The 17792-nt window shown below is 66.2% G+C and carries 17 protein-coding genes and 1 pseudogene; 5 read left to right on the top strand and 13 right to left on the bottom strand.

The genetic code is table 11. The features are described 5' to 3' along the window. Positions 1 to 93 precede the first annotated feature (93 nt). Positions 94 to 2550, top strand: a complete 2457-nt coding sequence (locus BBA01S_RS14935; protein ID WP_027817156.1) for a glycogen/starch/alpha-glucan phosphorylase — start codon at positions 94 to 96, stop codon at positions 2548 to 2550. 32 nt (positions 2551 to 2582) lie between these two features. On the opposite strand, the gene BBA01S_RS14930 is transcribed toward BBA01S_RS14935, so the two are convergent. The 11 genes from BBA01S_RS14930 to phnG form a co-directional block, all read right to left on the bottom strand. Then, on the bottom strand, positions 2583 to 2990 hold the full coding sequence (locus BBA01S_RS14930) for a DUF6232 family protein (RefSeq protein WP_027817155.1): 408 nt from the start codon (positions 2988 to 2990) through the stop codon (positions 2583 to 2585). 193 nt (positions 2991 to 3183) lie between these two features. Next, on the bottom strand, positions 3184 to 4347 hold the full coding sequence (locus BBA01S_RS14925; protein ID WP_027817154.1) for a porin: 1164 nt from the start codon (positions 4345 to 4347) through the stop codon (positions 3184 to 3186). A gap of 490 nt (positions 4348 to 4837) precedes the next feature. Next, entirely contained in the window at positions 4838 to 5953 is a 1116-nt protein-coding gene (locus tag BBA01S_RS14920) for a succinylglutamate desuccinylase/aspartoacylase family protein (RefSeq protein WP_027817153.1), read from the bottom strand. Between the two features lie 216 nt (positions 5954 to 6169). Next, on the bottom strand, positions 6170 to 6937 hold the full coding sequence (locus BBA01S_RS14910; protein WP_027817152.1) for an ABC transporter substrate-binding protein: 768 nt from the start codon (positions 6935 to 6937) through the stop codon (positions 6170 to 6172). 463 nt (positions 6938 to 7400) lie between these two features. Further along, the gene (locus tag BBA01S_RS14905) at positions 7401 to 8534 is read right to left on the bottom strand and encodes an alpha-D-ribose 1-methylphosphonate 5-triphosphate diphosphatase (protein WP_027817151.1); all 1134 of its coding nucleotides are present in this window, start codon (positions 8532 to 8534) and stop codon (positions 7401 to 7403) included. Between the two features lie 68 nt (positions 8535 to 8602). Continuing rightward, a complete protein-coding gene (phnL, locus tag BBA01S_RS14900) occupies positions 8603 to 9376 on the bottom strand; it encodes a phosphonate C-P lyase system protein PhnL (RefSeq protein WP_027817150.1) in 774 nt (257 codons plus the stop codon). A gap of 10 nt (positions 9377 to 9386) precedes the next feature. Next, positions 9387 to 10157 (bottom strand): phosphonate C-P lyase system protein PhnK, encoded by a 771-nt coding sequence (gene phnK, locus BBA01S_RS14895; RefSeq protein WP_027817149.1) that lies wholly within the window; start codon positions 10155 to 10157, stop codon positions 9387 to 9389. 8 nt (positions 10158 to 10165) lie between these two features. Then, complete coding sequence (locus BBA01S_RS14890; protein ID WP_027817148.1) at positions 10166 to 11089, bottom strand: alpha-D-ribose 1-methylphosphonate 5-phosphate C-P-lyase PhnJ; 924 nt, start codon at positions 11087 to 11089, stop codon at positions 10166 to 10168. Beyond that, positions 11086 to 12234, bottom strand: a complete 1149-nt coding sequence (locus BBA01S_RS14885; RefSeq protein ID WP_027817147.1) for a carbon-phosphorus lyase complex subunit PhnI — start codon at positions 12232 to 12234, stop codon at positions 11086 to 11088. Before BBA01S_RS14885 ends, BBA01S_RS14890 begins: the two co-directional genes overlap by 4 nt. Next, complete coding sequence (phnH, locus tag BBA01S_RS14880; RefSeq protein ID WP_156965956.1) at positions 12234 to 12893, bottom strand: phosphonate C-P lyase system protein PhnH; 660 nt, start codon at positions 12891 to 12893, stop codon at positions 12234 to 12236. Before phnH ends, BBA01S_RS14885 begins: the two co-directional genes overlap by 1 nt. Beyond that, positions 12890 to 13402, bottom strand: coding sequence for a phosphonate C-P lyase system protein PhnG (phnG, locus tag BBA01S_RS14875; protein ID WP_027817145.1), 513 nt, complete (start codon positions 13400 to 13402; stop codon positions 12890 to 12892). Before phnG ends, phnH begins: the two co-directional genes overlap by 4 nt. A gap of 251 nt (positions 13403 to 13653) precedes the next feature. Here phnG and phnF point away from each other — a divergent pair, with 251 nt between their 5' ends. The 4 genes and pseudogenes from phnF (at position 13654) to BBA01S_RS41365 (ending at position 16723) form a co-directional block, all read left to right on the top strand. Further along, complete coding sequence (phnF, locus tag BBA01S_RS14870; RefSeq protein WP_027817144.1) at positions 13654 to 14409, top strand: phosphonate metabolism transcriptional regulator PhnF; 756 nt, start codon at positions 13654 to 13656, stop codon at positions 14407 to 14409. Further along, positions 14406 to 15134 (top strand): DUF1045 domain-containing protein, encoded by a 729-nt coding sequence (locus tag BBA01S_RS14865; protein WP_027817143.1) that lies wholly within the window; start codon positions 14406 to 14408, stop codon positions 15132 to 15134. The genes phnF and BBA01S_RS14865 overlap by 4 nt, the downstream gene beginning before the upstream one ends. Beyond that, positions 15131 to 15685, top strand: coding sequence for a phosphonate metabolism protein/1,5-bisphosphokinase (PRPP-forming) PhnN (gene phnN, locus BBA01S_RS14860; protein WP_027817142.1), 555 nt, complete (start codon positions 15131 to 15133; stop codon positions 15683 to 15685). The genes BBA01S_RS14865 and phnN overlap by 4 nt, the downstream gene beginning before the upstream one ends. 144 nt (positions 15686 to 15829) lie before the next feature. Next, a pseudogene (locus BBA01S_RS41365) lies at positions 15830 to 16723 on the top strand (LysR family transcriptional regulator). A 44-nt stretch (positions 16724 to 16767) separates the two neighbouring features. On the opposite strand, the gene BBA01S_RS14850 reads toward BBA01S_RS41365, so the two are convergent. Together BBA01S_RS14850 and BBA01S_RS41360 are read right to left on the bottom strand one after the other, a co-directional pair. Then, on the bottom strand, positions 16768 to 17184 hold the full coding sequence (locus tag BBA01S_RS14850) for a VOC family protein (RefSeq protein ID WP_027817141.1): 417 nt from the start codon (positions 17182 to 17184) through the stop codon (positions 16768 to 16770). After that, the gene (locus tag BBA01S_RS41360; RefSeq protein ID WP_042297237.1) at positions 17181 to 17714 is read right to left on the bottom strand and encodes a helix-turn-helix transcriptional regulator; all 534 of its coding nucleotides are present in this window, start codon (positions 17712 to 17714) and stop codon (positions 17181 to 17183) included. The genes BBA01S_RS14850 and BBA01S_RS41360 overlap by 4 nt, the downstream gene beginning before the upstream one ends. Positions 17715 to 17792 lie beyond the last annotated feature (78 nt).

The raw sequence follows: 17792 nt of genomic DNA, 5'->3' as shown, positions 1-17792 counted from the left end.
GGCACGCGACGTGCAAGCGCAGCCCGAACGCCCGCGCGCCGCGCCCGCCATCCTGGCATCCCGCAGCGCGCCGCTTTTTCCGGGAGGCATTCGATGACAGCAGTTGGTCTTGAATTCGACCAGTTGAAGAGCAGCGCCGATGCGCTGCGCCGTTCCATCTCGAACCGTCTGATGTACGGCGTCGGCAAGGACGCCGTGACCGCGCGCCCGCAGGACTGGTTGCATGCCGCGGCGCTCGCCGTGCGCGATCGTCTCGTCGAGCGCTGGATGGTGACCACGCGCCGCCAGTACGACCAGGACGTCAAACGCGTCTATTACCTGTCGATGGAATTCCTGATCGGCCGCACGTTTTCGAACGCGCTGCTCGCGCTCGGTATCTATGAGCCGATGAAGGAGGCGCTCGCGGGCGTCGGCGTCGACATGGAAGCGCTGATCGATCTCGAACCCGACGCGGCGCTCGGCAACGGCGGCCTTGGCCGGCTGGCGGCCTGCTTTCTCGACTCGATGGCGACGCTGGGCATTCCGGGCTTCGGCTACGGCATTCGCTACGACTACGGCATGTTCCGCCAGCAGATCATCAACGGCGAGCAGGTGGAGGCGCCCGATTACTGGCTGCGCTCGGGCAATCCGTGGGAGTTTCCGCGGCCCGAGGTGCAGTATCCCGTGCATTTCGGCGGGCGCACGGTGCAGCGCGACGGCCATGTCGAATGGATCGAGACCACGCACGTCAATGCGATGGCCTACGACACCGTGATTCCCGGCTATGCGACCAGCGCGACCAACACGCTGCGGCTCTGGTCGGCACGCGCCGACGAGGAACTCGATCTTTCGGCCTTCAACCAGGGCGACTATCAGCGCGCCGTGGAAGCACGCAATATTTCGGAGAACGTATCGCGTCTGCTGTATCCCGACGATTCGACCATGGCGGGCCGCGAACTGCGTCTGCGCCAGGAATATTTCTTCGTTTCGGCGACGATGCAGGACTTGATCCGCCGCTATCTGCGCACGCACAGCACGTTCGGGCGCTTCTCCGACAAAGTCGCGGTGCACCTGAACGACACCCACCCGGTGCTGGCGATCCCCGAGTTGATCCGCCTGCTGGTGGACGTCCACCACATGCCGTGGGACGAGGCGATGGGGCATATCAAGCGCGTGTTCTCATACACGAACCACACGCTGATGCCCGAGGCGCTGGAAACCTGGGACGTCGAACTATTGGCGCGCTTGTTGCCGCGCCACCTGGAAATCATCTTCGACATCAACGCGGCCTTTTTGCGCGAAGCGAGCGACAAGGGCGCGCACGATCTCGACTTTATCCGCCGCATTTCGCTCGTCGATGAATATGGCCAGCGGCGCGTGCGCATGGCTTATCTGGCGATCGTTGCGAGCCACAAGGTCAACGGCGTGTCCAAGCTGCATTCGCAGCTGATGACGCGCGATATCTTCGCGGACTTTGCGCGGCTTTTTCCCGATCGCTTCACCAATGTCACCAACGGCATCACGCCGCGCCGCTGGCTGGCGCAGGCCAGCCCGCCGCTCGCGCATCTCGTCGACGAGGCGATCGGGCCGAACTGGCGCGGCGACCTGTTCGCGCTGGACGGCTTGCGCAAGTTCAGCGGCGACGCGGCTTTCGGCGAACGTTTTCGCGCCGCCAAGCGCGCGAACAAGGTGCGTCTCATCGAGCGCATGACGGCGCGCACGGGCCTGAGCTTCAATCCCGATGCGCTGTTCGACATGCAGGTCAAGCGCATCCACGAGTACAAGCGCCAGTTGCTCAACGTGCTGCACGTCATCACGCGCTACAACCGCATCGTGCAGCAGCCCGAGCGGGACTGGGTGCCGCGCGTCGTGCTGTTCGCGGGCAAGGCGGCGTCGGCGTACCGGATGGCGAAGACCATCATCCGTCTCATCAACGACGTGGCCGAGAAGATCAACCACGATCCCGTGGTGGGCGACCGTCTCAAGGTGGTGTTCGTGCCGAACTATGGCGTGAGCGTGGCGGAGGTGGTGATTCCGTCCGCCGATCTGTCCGAGCAGATATCGACGGCGGGCACCGAGGCGTCAGGCACCGGCAACATGAAGCTCGCGCTCAATGGTGCGCTGACGATGGGCACGCTGGACGGTGCGAACATCGAAATCTGCGACGCGGTGGGCAACGACAATATCTTTATCTTCGGCCACACGTCGGATCAGGTCGATGCGTTGCGCTGCGCGGGCTATCGGCCACGCCAGGTCTACGAAGAGAATGCCGAGCTGCGCGCCGTGCTTGACCAGATCCGCACGGGCTTTTTCTCGCCGGGCGACCCGGCGCGCTACTCGGATATTTTCCACACGCTGGTGGACTGGGGCGATCACTACATGGTGCTGGCCGACTACGCTGCGTTCGTGCAGGCGCAGGAAGCGGCGGACGAACGTTTCGTCGATACGCCGCGCTGGACGGCGAGCGCGATCCTGAACGTGGCGGGCATGGGCACGTTCTCGTCGGATCGGGCGATCGCCGAGTACGCGCGCGACATCTGGCACACGAAGCCGGTCGAGCAGGTAGGCTGACCGGTTCGCGTCGCGGGAGTTTGCTAGCGGCTTTATTGCGCGGCGGGGCGCGGCGCCGGAGCATCGGCGCTGGCCGCCTTGGCCGCGCGCACCGCTTGTTCGACGCGCTCGACGAAGCTGCGGTCGCTGCTGGAGACCGCTTCGCGCGTCTCGCCCTTCGTCACCACCAGCAGGCGATGCGTGACTTCCTGCCAGATCCAGGCAAGCCAGCCCACCACCACCAGCATCACGCCGCAGCCGAGCGCCGCGCCCGACGTGTAAGCGCCACCCACGGCCGCGAGCACCACGCCGAGCAGCGAAAGCAGCACCGGCACCACGCGGCTGCGCCCGATCGTCACGACCTGCAGGTCGTCGATATCACGTAGTGCGAAGATCTGTCCCGCGGCGGAAAGCGAGGTGCGCGTGACGGACACGCCGGCTTCGTTGAAAGGGAGTTCCATCGGATCGATTGCTGCGAAGGGAAAGGGCGCAGCGTACCAGATGCGCGCGCGGGACGGCAGGTAGCACGGCGCCGCAGGGCGAGCGCACAAAACAGAAAGGCCTCCCGAAGGAGGCCTTTTGCACGCAGTTTGCACGCAGTTTGCATGCAGCTTGCACACAGCGCCCGCAAGGCAGGCGCTGCATTCGCGATGCTTAGAACTTGTGGCGGATACCGACGCGAACCGCGACTTGTTCCTGCGAACCCGAACCCGACGGCGCGAAGATGCTCGACGACGAATCGCCGATCTGAGCCTGAACCGGCGCGCCCTTGTACGTGCCCGACGCTTCTTCCCATGCGACGAGACCGTAGACGTCCGTGCGCTTGCTCAGAGCGTAGTCAACCGAACCGTTGACGTCGTTCCAGTGCGCGTTGAACAGGCCCGAAGCGCGCGAGTACGTGTAGCCCACAGCGCCCGTCAGAGCCGGCGTGAAGGCGTACTTGACGCCTGCTTCGTACGCGTTGTACAGCGTCGACGAACCCGTGATCGGCTCGAAGCGCGTGTTCGTCCACAGCAGCCATGCCGTAGCCGGGCCGTAGACATAGCGGCCGCCGAAGCCGAACGAACGCAGGTCACGCACGACGCTCGAACCTGCCGTGTTCACGTTGGCCAGCGACGTCGAGAACGTCGTCGGCGATGCCGATGCCGGGTACGTGATGTCCGTGTACGCGCCGCCGATGCTGAACGGGCCGTATGCGTAGTTCGCGCCGAAGCTGTAAGCACGCGACGATGCCGTCGAAGCGGTCGACGGAGCGCCTGCGAACGACGTCGTGTTCGAGAAGCCATACAGGCCGCCGAACGTGAAGCCCGAGAAGTTCACGCTCTGGAACTTGACGGCGTTGTTGATACGGCTCGACGTGAGCTGGTCGACGTCGTTGACGTGGTAGGCCCAGTTGCCCGAAACCGAGTTGCCGCCCGTCGAGTACAGCGCGCCGAGGATGTCGGTGCTGAACGAGTATTGACGGCCGAACGTGATCGAGCCGATGTTGCTTTGCGTCAGGCCGACATAGGCTTGACGGCCGAACATCGCGCCGCCTTGACCCGCCGTGCCGTTGCCGCTGTTGAAGCCGTTTTCAAGGACGAAGATCGCCTTGAGGCCGCCGCCCAGGTCTTCCGAACCGCGCAGGCCCCAACGGCTGCCTTGCGCCACGCCGTCGCCGTACGTGAAGGCCTTCGAGCTGCCCTTCGTCGCGTTCGTCGTGTGGTTGATGTAGTTCACACCCGCGTCGATCAGGCCGTACAGCGTCACGCTGCTTTGTGCGTGAGCGGAACCGGCGATCAGGCCGAGGATAGCGGTGGTCAGAATCTTCTTTTTCAACTGTTTCTCCGGATGAAGGAAAGTGAGTCTCCGGTCTCGTGCGGACCGGTTGATGTGTCGCGCTGCAATTTAAGGGTCGCTAGCGAAAGAAATGTGACAGTAAGGATATGTCGCTGAAATGTCGCTGTTATGTTGTGCGAATGCGACAGTGGTCTTGCGACTCGGGGAGATCGGCTGAAAGCCTTGTTGGGTGGGGATTTGCGAGGAATATCGCGGGGCTCGCGCGGCGCCGCCGGGCGACAAATAACCTTTATAAGATTTTCTGCTTTGTAAGGTTGGCTACGCGATTTGCATGAACGTTCTGTTAGTTTTGTGATGCAAATGACGGTTCGGCAAGCAGGGTCTCATCCCTCGCAATCGTTTGATTATGACGATTTCTGCAATATTCGCGATTTTTGGCGATGCGCGGACAGGCGTGTTTTTGCCGCCAGAAATGACAACGCCCCGGCTTGTTGCCAAGCCGGGGCGTCGGGTTCACCGCATGTGCCGGTTAGAGCGACAGCAGCGACCCTGAACGGATGGGCGTGTCGCCTGCGATGCGCGCGATTTCCATGCCGGCGGTCGCGAAGCGCGCGCTGTGACGCGCGTACATCACGCCGCTCACGCTCGCGCTGAGCGTGGTGACTTCGTCGGTGAGCGGGTTGACGATGTCGGCGACCGGCGTGCCCGCGTCGATCCATGCGCCGCAGTCCGCACGGAACACGATCACGCCGCTGGCGGGCGCGACGATCGGCTCGGTGCCTGCAAGCGGCGTGGCCGGGTGCGCGAGCGGCGGCAGCGGCGAGGCCGCGCCGTCGATCACGCCGCGCGTGATCAGGTAATCGACGATGCCCTGCGCGTCGTGTTCGGCGAATTCGTGCGAGACGTCGCGCTGGCTGCGCAGCTCGACGGTCACCGAAATCGAGCCGTGCGGAATCGGGAAACGCTCGCCGAAGCGCTCGCGCAGCTCGCTCCAGCAGAAGCTGTGAATCTCGTCGAACGGATTGCCGATCGAATTGAGCGCGAGCAGCGACGCCTTCGCGTCCAGATAACGCGCGAGCGGCTCGACGTCGGGCCAGATCTCGGGATTCGTGTAGATGTGCATGGCGGCTTCCCAGTCGCAATGCAGGTCGAGCACGATATCGGCGTCGTAGGACAGGCGTTGCAGCGCGAGGCGCTGCGATTCGAGCTCGGTCTTCGGCTGCATGGCGGCCAGGCCCTCGCCCATCAGCGCGCGGATCGCCTTGCGGTTCGCATCGGCATCGGGGCCCAGCCGCGACTCGACCTGCGGCAGCACGAGCGCCGTCAGGTCGTGGAAGTTGCGGTTGAAGTTCTGCGCGGTGTTCGACTCGAAGCGGCCCACGAGATGGCCGAGCCAGTGCTGGTTCAGGCCCATCGGGTTCGCCACCGGCACGATCACGACTTCGCCGCGCATGCGCCCTGCGGCCTCGAGTGCGGCGAGCTTGCGCCGCAGCGCCCAGGACACGAGCATGCCGGGCAGCTCGTCGGCGTGCAGCGACGACTGCACGTAGACCTTGGCGCCGCCGGGCTGGCCGTAGTGGAAACTCGTGATCTCTCGCGCGGTGCCCAGTGCGGGCGCAATCAACGGATGGTGGTGGGTTTGCATGATGGATGCGCGCGGGGCGCTTCAGGCGCGTGGCGCGTTGTTCGGCTTGACCGGGTGGATGGCCCGCTGGCGGGCCGGTGTCCATGATCTTAGCCGATCCGCGTAATGGACAGAACTCGGACAGAACCTCAGAGGCACCCCGCGCGCCCCAGAAGCAAAAAGCCCGAGCCGCAAGGGCTCGGGCTTTCAGCACAACAGAAAAGCGTGAAAAACCGCTTAGCCGCCGTACACGTCGAAGTCGAAGTACTTGGCTTCGATCTTCTTGTACGTGCCGTCCTTGATCATGTCGGCGATGGCCTTGTCGATCTTGGTCTTCAGGTCGGCGTCTTCCTTGCGCAGGCCGATAGCGGCAGCGCCCGTCGGGATTTCCTTGCCGGCGAACTGGAAGCCAGCGCCACGCGGGGTCTTCAGGAAGCCCAGGTCGGCTTGCACTTCGTCTTGCAGCGCAGCGTCCAGACGGCCCGAGATCAGGTCGGCGTAGACCTGGTCCTGGTTCTGGTAGGGAACAACGTTGACGCCCTTGGGCGCCCAGTTGTCCTTCGCGTAGGTTTCCTGGATCGTGCCTTGCTCGACGCCCACCGACTTGCCCTTGAGCGAGTCAGCCGTCGGCTGGTACGTGGTGCCCTTCTTGGCGACCAGGCGCGTCGGCGTGTCGAACAGCTTCGCCGAGAAAGCGATCTGTTCCTGACGCTGCGGGGTGATCGTCATCGACGAGAGCACGCCGTCGAACTTCTTGGCCTTCAGGCCCGGGATCATGCCGTCGAAATCCTGCTCGACCCACACGCACTTTGCGTTCATGCGCTTGCAGATCTCGTTGCCGAGGTCGATGTCGAAGCCGACCAGCTTGCCATCGGGAGCTTTCGATTCGAACGGAGCGTAGCTCGCGTCAACGCCGAAGCGCACGGTGGTCCAGTCCTTGGCGTAGGCGGCACTGGCCGAAACGGCCAGCAGGGCAACCGACAGGGTGGCAAGCAGTTTCTTCACTCTTTGTACTCCTCTTATGGTTCATGGCGCGCCATGTGCGGTCGTGCCGCCACGGTGCATTTTTCCAGCACAGCTCGCGCTGGAGATTCGGTTGTCCTCGCAAGCGTTGCTGCGAGCAGCGGCGCAAAGCTTACCCGGTCAAAAATGCTGCGTCGCTAGTGAAATACCGGATGGCAGGCGAACAAGTGCTCTAACGCGTCGGCGCGGTTGGCTGCCAATGGGCGAAAAGCCTTATACGACAAGGCTTTCTGGCCGATGAGGGGAGGTGTGAAGAGGGCGGCGAAAAACGGATTGCGATGCTCTGCCGCAACAGTCGGAAGCCTGCGCCGACGCTTGTTGGCGCTTAAGCGTGGCGCATGAAGGGAAGTTGAAATCGAAACGATGGCGTGCCGTCGGTTTCAGTGTCGGCGACGGCACGCCATTGCCGCAGTGCAGCAGGTAAAAACGCGTGGGTGTCAGGCGATCAGACCACGCGCTGGCCCGCGCGATACGTCGCGCGCGGCACGGGCAGCGTGTCGAGCATGGTCACGCGCACGAAGTCCGCGCGCAGGCCCGTCTCGATCGCGCCGCGGTCGTGCAGGCCCGCCTTGTGCGCGGGCTCCCACGACACCGTGGCGAGCGCGCGCGGCAGCGTCCAGTCCGCCTTGGTCACGAGATCGAACGCAGCAGTCAGCAGGCTCGACGGCACGTAGTCGGACGACAGGATGTCGAGCAGATCGGCCTGTGCCAGTTCGAGCGCCGATACATTGCCCGAATGCGAGCCGCCGCGCACGACATTGGGCGCGCCCATGATCGTGGCGATGCCGCGTTGCCTTGCGGCTTCGGCGGCGGCGCGCGTGGTCGGGAATTCGGCCAGCACGATGCCTTCGGCGGCGGCCTGCTCGACGTGCTCGACGAGCGTGTCGTCGTGGCTCGCGAGCGGAATGTTGCGTGCGCGGCAGCGCTCGACGATGGCGCGGCGGTGCGCGTCCGCATAGCGCTCCTGCTCGGTTTCCATTTCGGTGAGCAGGTTGTCGGCGTGTTCGTCAGTCCACTTGCCGTGACGCTCCTGGTAGCGACGCCATTGCGCGCGGTCGTGCCACTGGCGCTGGCCCGGCGTGTGATCCATCACCGACGCCAGGCGCAGCAACGGATGCTCGCTCAAGGTGTCGAAAAGCTCGATCACGTCTTCGGTGGCGATCTCGCAGCGCAGATGCAGGAAGTGGTCGGCGCGCAGCAGCTTGCGTTCGGAAAAGCGCGAGAGCGCGGCGGCGCTGGCCAGTTGCACGTCGCGGCCGCGCACGCCCACCGCCAGGCGCGTGCCGATGGCGAGTGCGTCGAACACCGTGGTGATGCCGGCAGCGGCGATCTGGGCGTCATGGATCACGAACGCGGCGTCGGTATTCCAGTGCACGCCGGGGCGCGGCGCGAGGTGCTTTTCCAGGTTGTCGGTGTGCAGCTCGACGAGGCCCGGCAGCAGGAAGTCGCCTTCCCAGTCCTCGGCTTCGGGCGTGGCGGTGGAGCCGCGCGAGATGTCGCGGATCGTATCGCCTTCGACATGCAGCGTGCCGGTGAAAACGTCGTCTCGCGTCACGATGCGAGCGTTCTTAATCAACATCGTCAGGCTCCGGAATTCGGTTCTTGAGTCACTGTTAAGGGTACAAAATCTGCATTACGAATGCGTGTTCAGGCGGCTGCCGTTGCTGGCACGACACGTGGCGCCTGCAAGGCCAGCACGCGGGTGGCGACACGTTCGCGCGTGTCCTCGTCATGGAACACGCCGACGATGGCCGCGCCGCGCTCGCGCGCCTCGACGATCAGGCCCGCGACCACTTCGCGATTTTCCGCGTCGAGCGAGGCCGTGGGTTCGTCGAGCAACAGCACGCGGTGCTGCGCGATCAGGCCACGCGCGATATTCACGCGCTGCTGCTCGCCGCCAGAGAACGTCGCAGGGGCGAGCGGCCAGAGACGCTGCGGCACGTTCAGGCGTTCGAGCAAGGCTGCGGCGCGAGCGCGCGCCTGTTCTTCGTCGATGCCGCGCGACACCAGCGGCGCGGCCACGATGTCGAGCGCCGACACACGCGGAATCACGCGCAGGAACTGGCTCACGTAGCCCATCACGTTGCGGCGCAGGCGCAGCACGTCATGCGGTTCGGCGCCCGTGATTTCCAGGTGCCGCGTGGGCGCCGCGTCGTCGCGAATCGCGATCGAACCGCCGCTTGCCAGATAGTTGCCGTACAGGCAGCGCAGGAACGTGCTCTTGCCCGCGCCCGAGGGGCCGACCAGCACGACGCATTCGCCGCGCTCCACGTCGAGCGACACGCCCGCAAGCGCGTCGATGCCGATGCCGCCCTGGCCATGCAGCGTGAAGGTCTTGCGCACGTCTTCGGCGCGCAGCATGAGCGCGGGGCGCTCGGCGAACGCGCGCGCTGCCGGGGAAGGCTGGGAATTCAGTGTCATGGCGTTCATCCTAGACCGGCAGCACGGACGCTACCAGCGTCTGCGTATAAGGGTGTTGAGGATCGTCGAGCACCTGGTCGGTCAGGCCCGATTCGACCACCGTGCCGCCTTGCATCACCATCAGCCGATGCGCGAGCAGGCGCGCCACGCCGATATCGTGGGTCACGATCAGCACGGAAAGATGCAGCGTGGTCGTGAGCGTGCGCAGCAGGTCGAGCAGGCGCGCCTGCACGGAAACGTCGAGCCCGGCGGTGGGTTCGTCCATGAACACGAGGCGCGGCCCGGTGACGAGGTTGCGCGCGATCTGCAGGCGCTGCTGCATGCCGCCCGAAAACGCCGACGGCAATTCGTCGATACGCGTCTCGTCCAGCTCGACGCGGCGCATCCACTGCTGGGCGCTCTGGCGGATCCGCCCGTAGTGGCGCGCGCCCACGGCCATCAGCGGCTCGCCGATGTTGGCGCCTGCCGACACGCCCGCGCGCAGCCCGTCGCGCGGATTCTGCTGCACGAAGCCCCATTCGGTGCGCGCGAGCAGCCGGCGGCGCGGTTCCGATAACGTGCGCAGATCGAGTGTTTCGCCGTTCGCGCTGGTGTAGTCGAGCGAGCCTGCATTGGCGTCGGTGCGCAGCGCGAGCGTGTTGAGCAGCGTGGTCTTGCCCGAACCCGATTCGCCGACGATGCACAGCACTTCGCCGGGGTACAGGTCGAAGCTCACGTCGCGACAGCCGTTGCGCCCGCCGTATTGTTTCGTCAGGCCGCGTGCGCTCAAGAGCGGCGTCATTCCTGCATTCATTGTTGCGCTCCCTTCGCTTCGTGATCCTGACTGTCTTGCGGATTGTCGCGCCGATCGTGGCAATAATCACTGTCCGAACACACGAACATGCGCTTGCCCGCATCGTCGACGATCATCTCGTCGAGGAAGCTCTCGCGCGAACCGCACAGCGCGCACGCGTGTTCCCAGCGCTGGACTTCGAACGGGTGATCGTCGAAATCGAGCGATTTCACCGGCGTATAAGGTGGAATCGCATAGATGCGCCGCTCGCGGCCCGCGCCGAACAGTTGCAACGCGGCGTTCATATGCAGCTTCGGGTTGTCGAACTTCGGAATCGGCGAAGGCGAGGTGAGGTAGCGCCCGTTCACCGTCACCGGATAGTCGTAGGTGGTGGCGATGCTGCCGTGCTGCACGATGTCCTCGTAGAGCTTCACGCTGATCAGGCCGTAATCGGCGAGCGCATGCAGCTTCTTGCATTCGGCCACGCGCGGCTCCAGACGGAACAGCGGCTCGGGCATCGGCACCTGATAGACGAGGATCTGCTTGTCCGTGAGCGGCGTCTCCGGAATGCGGTGGCGCGTCTGCACGATGGTCGCCTCGCTCGTGCGGCGCGTGGTGGCCACGCCCGTCGTGCGCGCGAAAAAGCGGCGGATATTCACGGCGTTGGTCGTATCGTCCGAACCCTGGTCGATGACCTTGAGCGTGTCCTTCGCGCCGATGATGGCCGCCGTCACCTGGATGCCGCCCGTGCCCCAGCCATACGGCAGCGGCATTTCGCGCGAGGCGAACGGCACCTGGTAGCCCGGCACCGCCACCGCCTTGAGCAGCGCGCGGCGAATCATGCGCTTGGTCTGCTCGTCGAGGTACGCGAAGTTGTAGCCATCGGCGGCCTGCGTCTCGTGCGAGGCGAGCGCCGTGTCGAAAGTATCGGGCGCGTTCATGCGGCCTCCCCGGTTTGCAGTTCGTCGTCGGCGCTGAGTGGGTCGCGCGGTTCTCCCTGCGCTTCGCCATGCTGCGCGCGCAGGCGGCGCACGAGTTCGAGTTCGGCCTGGAAGTCGACGTAATGCGGCAGCTTCAGGTGCTGCACGAAGCCCGACGCCTCCACGTTGTCGCTATGCGAAAGCATGAATTCGATGTCCTGGGTCGGTGAAGCGAGCGTTTCGCCCAGCTCCCCGGCGCGCAGCGCGCGATCGACCAGCGCCATCGCCATGGCCTTGCGCTCGCCGTGGCCGAAGGTCAAGCCGTAGCCCTGCGTGAAGGCGGGCGGCATGTCCTTGCTGCCCGCGAACTGGTTGATCATCTGGCATTCGGTCAGGTCGATTTCGCCGATCTCGACGGCTTCGCCCAGTTCGTCCAGCACCATTTCCACGGCCACGGTGCCGAAGCGGATCTCGCCCGCGAACGGGTGCGAGTGCGCGTAGCCGCGCTGCGTGGCGTAGCCCATCGCGAGCAGGAAGCCTTCGTCGCCGCGCGCGAGGTTTTGCAGGCGCACGCTGCGATCGGCGGGAAACGACAGCGGTTCGCGCGAGAGATCGCCCGGCTCGGCGCCTTCGCCCGAGACCGTTTCCTGCTCGATCAGGCCTTCGTTGTTCAGCAGCGTGACGACGCGCGGCATCGGCTCGGCTTCATGCGATGCGGCGGGCCTGGCGATCGATTCGTTATCCGGACTATCGTCCCCTTCTGCGAGCAGCGCGAAATCCAGCAGGCGCTGCGTGTAGTCGTAAGTCGCGCCCAGCACCTGGCCGCCGGGCACGTCCTTGAAGGTCGCGGAAATGCGGCGTGCGACGTCCATGTGCTCGGTTTCCACCGGCACCGTGTAGCCGAAGCGCGGCAGCGTGGTGCGATAGGCGCGCAGCAGAAAGATGGCTTCGACGAGATCGCCCGCAGCCTGCTTGATCGCGAGCGCGGCGAGCTCTTCGTCGTAGACCGAGCCTTCGGCCATCACGCGGGCGACGGCGAGGCGCATCTGTTCGCGGATCTGCGCGACGGACAGCTCGGGCACGTTCGTGTCGCCACGGCGCGCCTGGTCGAGCAGGCGCCACGATGCCTCGATCGCGCGCTCTCCTCCTTTGACGGCGACGTACATCAGTTCACCTCCACGCGGGTCGTGCGCGGCAGGCCCACGATCTGGGCGCCGCAGACGAAATAGAAGTCGATGCCGCACGGAAAGAGCGGCGCGAGCGCGGCGCGCTCCTGCCAGAAATGCGCGGCGAGGCCAACGGGCGCGAACGGCTGCGTTGTCTTGATGCCGGGGCCGCTGAGCGTGAGCGGCGCGCCGCCCGTCAGCGCATCGACGCGCACGAACACCGTCGCCGACTGTTCTGGCGATTCGGCGCTGCCGCAGGCGAACGCGTCGAGCGGCGGCAGCGTGGCGGCGTCGTGCACGTAGGCGAAGGCGGCGTCGCGCGGCGTGGCGGCGAGGGGCGCGTCGGCGTGAAAGCGCAGGGCGGCGGCGAGGGCGGCGTCGGGCTGCGCGAGCCAGATCGGCGTGGCGTAGTCGGCCAGCGCGAGCAGGGCGGCAAACACCGCGAGACCGGCGCGCGGCGTGTCGTCAGTGCCAACGTCGGCGGCAGGCAGCGGGGTCTCGATCGTATCGATCGTGCCGGGGCGCGAAAGCGCGTTCAGCAGCGTGCGGAACACGGCTTGCGTGTCGTGAACCGGATCGGCGAAACCGGGCGCGAGCACGTCGAGCGACAGGTGCACGGGCGGGCTGGCGATATCGGCAGTCATGGCGTATTCGTTCATGCGTCACCTCGAACCATCGTGAAGAACTCGACCTTCGTGCTGGCGGTGTCGTCGCGCCGCGCCGCGCGTTGTTCGGCGAGGCGCGCGGCCAGCGGCTCGATCAACTGCGCGTGCAGGCGGGCGTGTCGTTCGGGCTGTTGCAGCAGGGCGTCGGCGAGCGCAGCCAGTTCGGCGCGGCGCTTGTCGCGGCCCAGATGGCAGGCGACGCCGACGGTCGCGGCGTAAGCGCCCGGCGTGGCGCCGCCCGCGGCGCGCAGGCGCAGCGTGGCGCGCGTGACGGTGGCTTCGCCCAGGTTGAAGGCGTTGCCGGTGCCGCCGACGCGTCCGCGCACCATGGCGAGGCCGGTTTGCGGGGCGCGCAGCCAGTCGAAGGAAGGCGCCGGTTCGCCGCCGAGCGCGGCGGCCAGGGCCGCTTCGAGCTCGGCGCGCGGCGTGCGCGCGAGAACCGCCATCCAGGCGCGGCGCGCGGCGGAACCGGCGGCGGTGGACGGGGCGGAGGATGCGTTCATCGGAGTTCCTGTGTCGTGAACGGAATTGAACTGCGGATAAAGCCGGTTAAATCGGGTGCAACAGCTGCCGGAATGCGCACGTTGCGAGGCGTCGCGACGTCGGGATATTGAAGCATCTATTCATCTAAACGTCTAGACGTTTCATGTTACAGTGAACCCACGCCGGCACTGAGGACGTTTTCATATTTCCATCACGCCCTGGCCACTACAATGCGCAAAACGCTATTGAAACCGAGGGGAATGACAGCACCATGACATCGAACGACGACGCGCCACACAGCACGCTCGAGCGCGGCGCAGGGCTGGCGGTGTGGCGGCAGATCGAACAGATCCTCGCAGCCGAGATCGCCGCGAAGGGTTTCGGCGACGACGGCCGGCTGCCGAGCGAAGGCGAACTGGCCAGGCGCTTCGACGTGAACCGCCATACGGTGCGGCGCGCAATGCTGGGCCTTGCGGCGCAGGGGCTCGTGAGCGTCGAGCAGGGGCGCGGCACGTTCGTGCAGCCGGGCGCGATCGACTACAGCATCGGCAAGCGCACGCGTTTTACCGAAAACCTGCAGCGCCATCAGCATTCGGCGGTGGGCAAGCTGCTGGCGTCGTCGCGCGTGAAGGCCGACCCCGCAGTCGCCAAGGCGCTGGGGCTGCGCGCGGGCGCGCTGGTGTATCGGCTGGAAACGCTGCATGAATCGGACGGCGTGCCGCTCACGTATGCGCGCAGCTGGTATCCGGCGGCGCGCTTTGCCGACCTGCCTTCGGTGATGGAGCGCGTCGACAGCACCTCGAAGGCGCTCGCCGAATTCGGCGTGACCGACTATCTGCGTAAATGGAGCCGTATCGGCAGCGTGCTGCCCGAGCCCGAAGTGGCGCGGCGCCTGAACATCAACCGGCAGCAGCCGGTGCTGTGGGTCGAAAACGTCGACGTCGATCTGGAAGGTGTGGCAATCAAGTACGGCGTGACGCACTTTGCGGCGGATCGCGTGCAGTTGATGGTGGAGCACGACGTATGAGCGACGCTCACGTGCAGTGGAACGCCGCGACGCGCTTCGCGCTCTACTTCGCGCCGCCGCGTGACAGCGCATGGTGGCGTGCTGGCTGCGTGTGGCTCGGTCGCGATCCCGAAAGCGGCGCAACGCTTGCGCCGCCGCAGCCTGCCGAGCTTGAAAGGCCGCTCGCGTCGCTCACCGTGGCGCCTGCGCGCTACGGCTGGCATGGCACGCTGGTGCCGCCGTTCCGGCTGGCCGACGGCGTGACGCCGCAGGCGCTCGCCGCCGCCACGCAAGCATGGGCCGCACGCCTTGCGCGCTTCGAAGTCGCTGCACAAGCCGCGACGATCGGCCGTTTTGTCGCCGTGTGCGCCGCTGACGATGCGGGTGCACAAGCGCTCCAGGATCTCGCCGCCGACGCCCTGCGCACGCTTGGCTCGCTGCGCGCGCGACAGACGCCCGCCGAACTGGCGAAGCGCCTCGACGCGCCGCTCACGCCGCGCCAGCGCGATTACGTCGAAACCTGGGGCTATCCGTACGTGTTCGACGAGTTCCGTTTTCATATGACGCTTTCCGATTCGCTCGACGATGCAGCCGCGCGCGCAGCGCTCATGCACGCCTGGAACACGCAGATGTGCGACGCGGGCGCGCTGCCCGTGCACGGCGCGGCGATCTACGTCGAGCCGCAGCCCGGCGCGCCGTTCGTGCTGTGGCAGCGCGTGGATTTCCAGCAGGAGCTTCAAGCATGACGGCCCGGCTGATCTACGTGATGGGGCCGTCGGGCGCGGGCAAGGACACGCTGCTCGGCTACGCGCGCAAGCGGCTGGCGGTGGAGGGCGTCGTGTTCGCGCATCGCTACATCACGCGCGAGGAAGGCGGCGGCGAGAACCACATCGCCCTGACCGACGCCGAATTCGAGGCGCGTTCGCGCATGGGCCTGTTCGCGCTGCAATGGCGCAGCCACGCGCTGCGCTACGGGATCGGCGTGGAAATCGAGCAGTGGCTCACGCTCGGCTGCACGGTCGTGGTGAACGGCTCGCGCGCCTACGTGAGCGAGGCGCTTGCGCGTTATCCGCGCATGACGCTCGTGCACGTGAACGCCGCGCAGCATGTGCTGGCCGCGCGGCTCGCCTCGCGGGCGCGGGAAACGCCGGAACAGGTCGCGCAGCGGCTCGCGCGGCGTGCGCCGTTTGTCGTGCCCGAAGGCGCGACGTTCGTGCAGATCGACAATTCCGGACGGATCGAAGACGCGGGCGCGGCCTTTGTCGCGGCGGTGCAGCGAGTGGTGCTGAAGGGCTGAAGTGCGGTGAAGGTGAGGGCAACGGCGTGCTCGGATCATGTGCTGCGCCGGGTTCCGGGTATTTTTGGCCACCTCATGGGCTCATGAGAAGATGACGCCGACCCGTGAATCGTTACCAAACCGCACAAAACCACGAGACCGCCCTTGGACCGCTTCCAGGAGATGCAGATCTTCACGCGCATCGTCGACCGCCGCAGCTTCACGCAGGCGGCCGAAGACCTGAACCTGCCGCGCGCCACCGTCACGAATTCCATCAAGCGTCTTGAGACGCGCCTGGGCGTGCGCCTGCTTGAGCGCACCACGCGCCAGGTGAAGCCGACGCACGAAGGCGAGGCTTACTACCAGCGCTGCACGCGCCTGCTCGCGGACCTGGAAGAAACCGAGGAAGCCTTTCGCGACACCGACCCGCAAGGCCGTCTGCGCGTGAACATGCAGGGCACGCTCGCGTAGTACTTCGTCATGCCGCGCCTGCCGCAATTCCTCGCGCGCTATCCGCGCATCGAACTGTTCATCGGCTCGGGCGATCATTTTGTCGATCTCGTGCGCGAGGGCATCGATTGCGTGCTGCGCGCGGGCGAACTCAACGATTCGTCGATGATCGCGCGGCGCGTGGCGCTGCTCGAACAGGTGACCGTCGCGAGTCCCGCCTATCTCGAACGGCACGGAGACCCCGCTTCCATCGACGCGCTCACGGACGGTCATCGCGCCGTCAACTACCTCTCGCCGGCCACGGGCCGCGCGCATCCCCTCGAATTCGCGCTGGCGGACGGCGTGCGCAACGTCACGCTGCCAGGCCCGGTGGCCGTGAACGGCGCGGAGCTGTACACAGCGGGCGCCATCGCCGGGCTTGGGCTGGTGCAGGTGCCGCGCTACCGCGTGCGGGAGCAGCTGGCTAACGGCGAACTGTGTGTCGTGCTGGCCGACCAGCCGCCGCCGCCCATGCCGGTATCGGTGATGTTTCCGCAGGCACGCCAGCTTTCGCTGCGCGTGCGCACCTTCGCGGACTGGCTCGTGCAGGTTTTCGCGGACGTCGGCTGACGCGGGCGCGAGCCGTTCGTGCCCGGGACGCGTTAAGGCCGCGTTCAGGACGCGTTTTTCGCCGCCTCGATCAGCTTCCAGCCGTTGCCGGCCGGATCGCGAAAACCCGCATCGATGCTGCCGAAGCGCTCCACCGGCTCCTGCGTGAACTCGACGCCTTTGGCTTTCCATTCGGCGTAGCGCGCGCGGCAATCGGCAACGGTCAGCACGAGCGGCGGCATCGCGCCCTTGGCGACCATCGCGCGCAGCGTCTGCGCCGTCGCCTCGTCATGAACCGGCGGCCCTGGCGCGAACAGGCCGAGCTGGAACGACGGCTGATCCGGGTGCTGGATCGTCAGCCAGCGGTACGTGCCGTTGCGCACGTCGGTGTGAACCTGGAAGCCCAGTTTGTCGACGTAGAACGCCAGCGCCGCGTCCTGGTCGTCCACGTAGATCCCTGCCACGTTGATGCCTTCGCTCATGTTTCCTCCCTATCTGATCGGTTTCGATCGCCCGATCCACGTGGTCGGGTCGATGGCTGGACTGTAGCGCCGGCCTCGCGGCGGCGCTTCTCCAAAACTGCGCTGGTGAGGTCGGGGCGCTGCGCGGCCTTGAGCACGCAGGCAGGCACGCGTTCGAGCTGGGACGCCTGCGCTTGCGCCTGGGCGACGCGGCGGGCGGCGCTGGGGCTCAGGCCGGTGATATCGCGAAACGTGCGCCCGAAGGTGCCGAGGCTTTCCCAGCCGGTCGCGAAGGCGATGTCCGTGATGTCGAGGTCGGTGTCGCGCAGGAGCGTGGTGGCCTGCTCGATGCGGCGCGTCAGGAGATAGCGATGCGGCGGAATGCCGAAGGCGCGCTTGAAGGCGCGCGCGAAATGGGCCTCGGAGACGCCGCTGACTTCGGCCAGGCGGCTGACGGGCCAGGCCTCGTGCGAGGCGGCGTCGATGCGGTCTTTCGCGCGTAGCAGGCGGCGCAAGAGCGCGGGGTCTTGAGGGGCGGGGCTGGCTGACATGCGTTCCTGTTTTGGGGCGTCACGTCGGGGCGACCCCGTCGAGGCGACACCGCGTGGGAGGGCTGACAGTGCGCGACG

Source organism: Paraburkholderia bannensis NBRC 103871 (assembly GCF_000685015.1).
GTDB classification, from domain to species: domain Bacteria; phylum Pseudomonadota; class Gammaproteobacteria; order Burkholderiales; family Burkholderiaceae; genus Paraburkholderia; species Paraburkholderia bannensis.
Note: the sequence above shows the minus strand (reverse complement) of the source record. Positions and strands in the feature narration are given on the sequence as shown.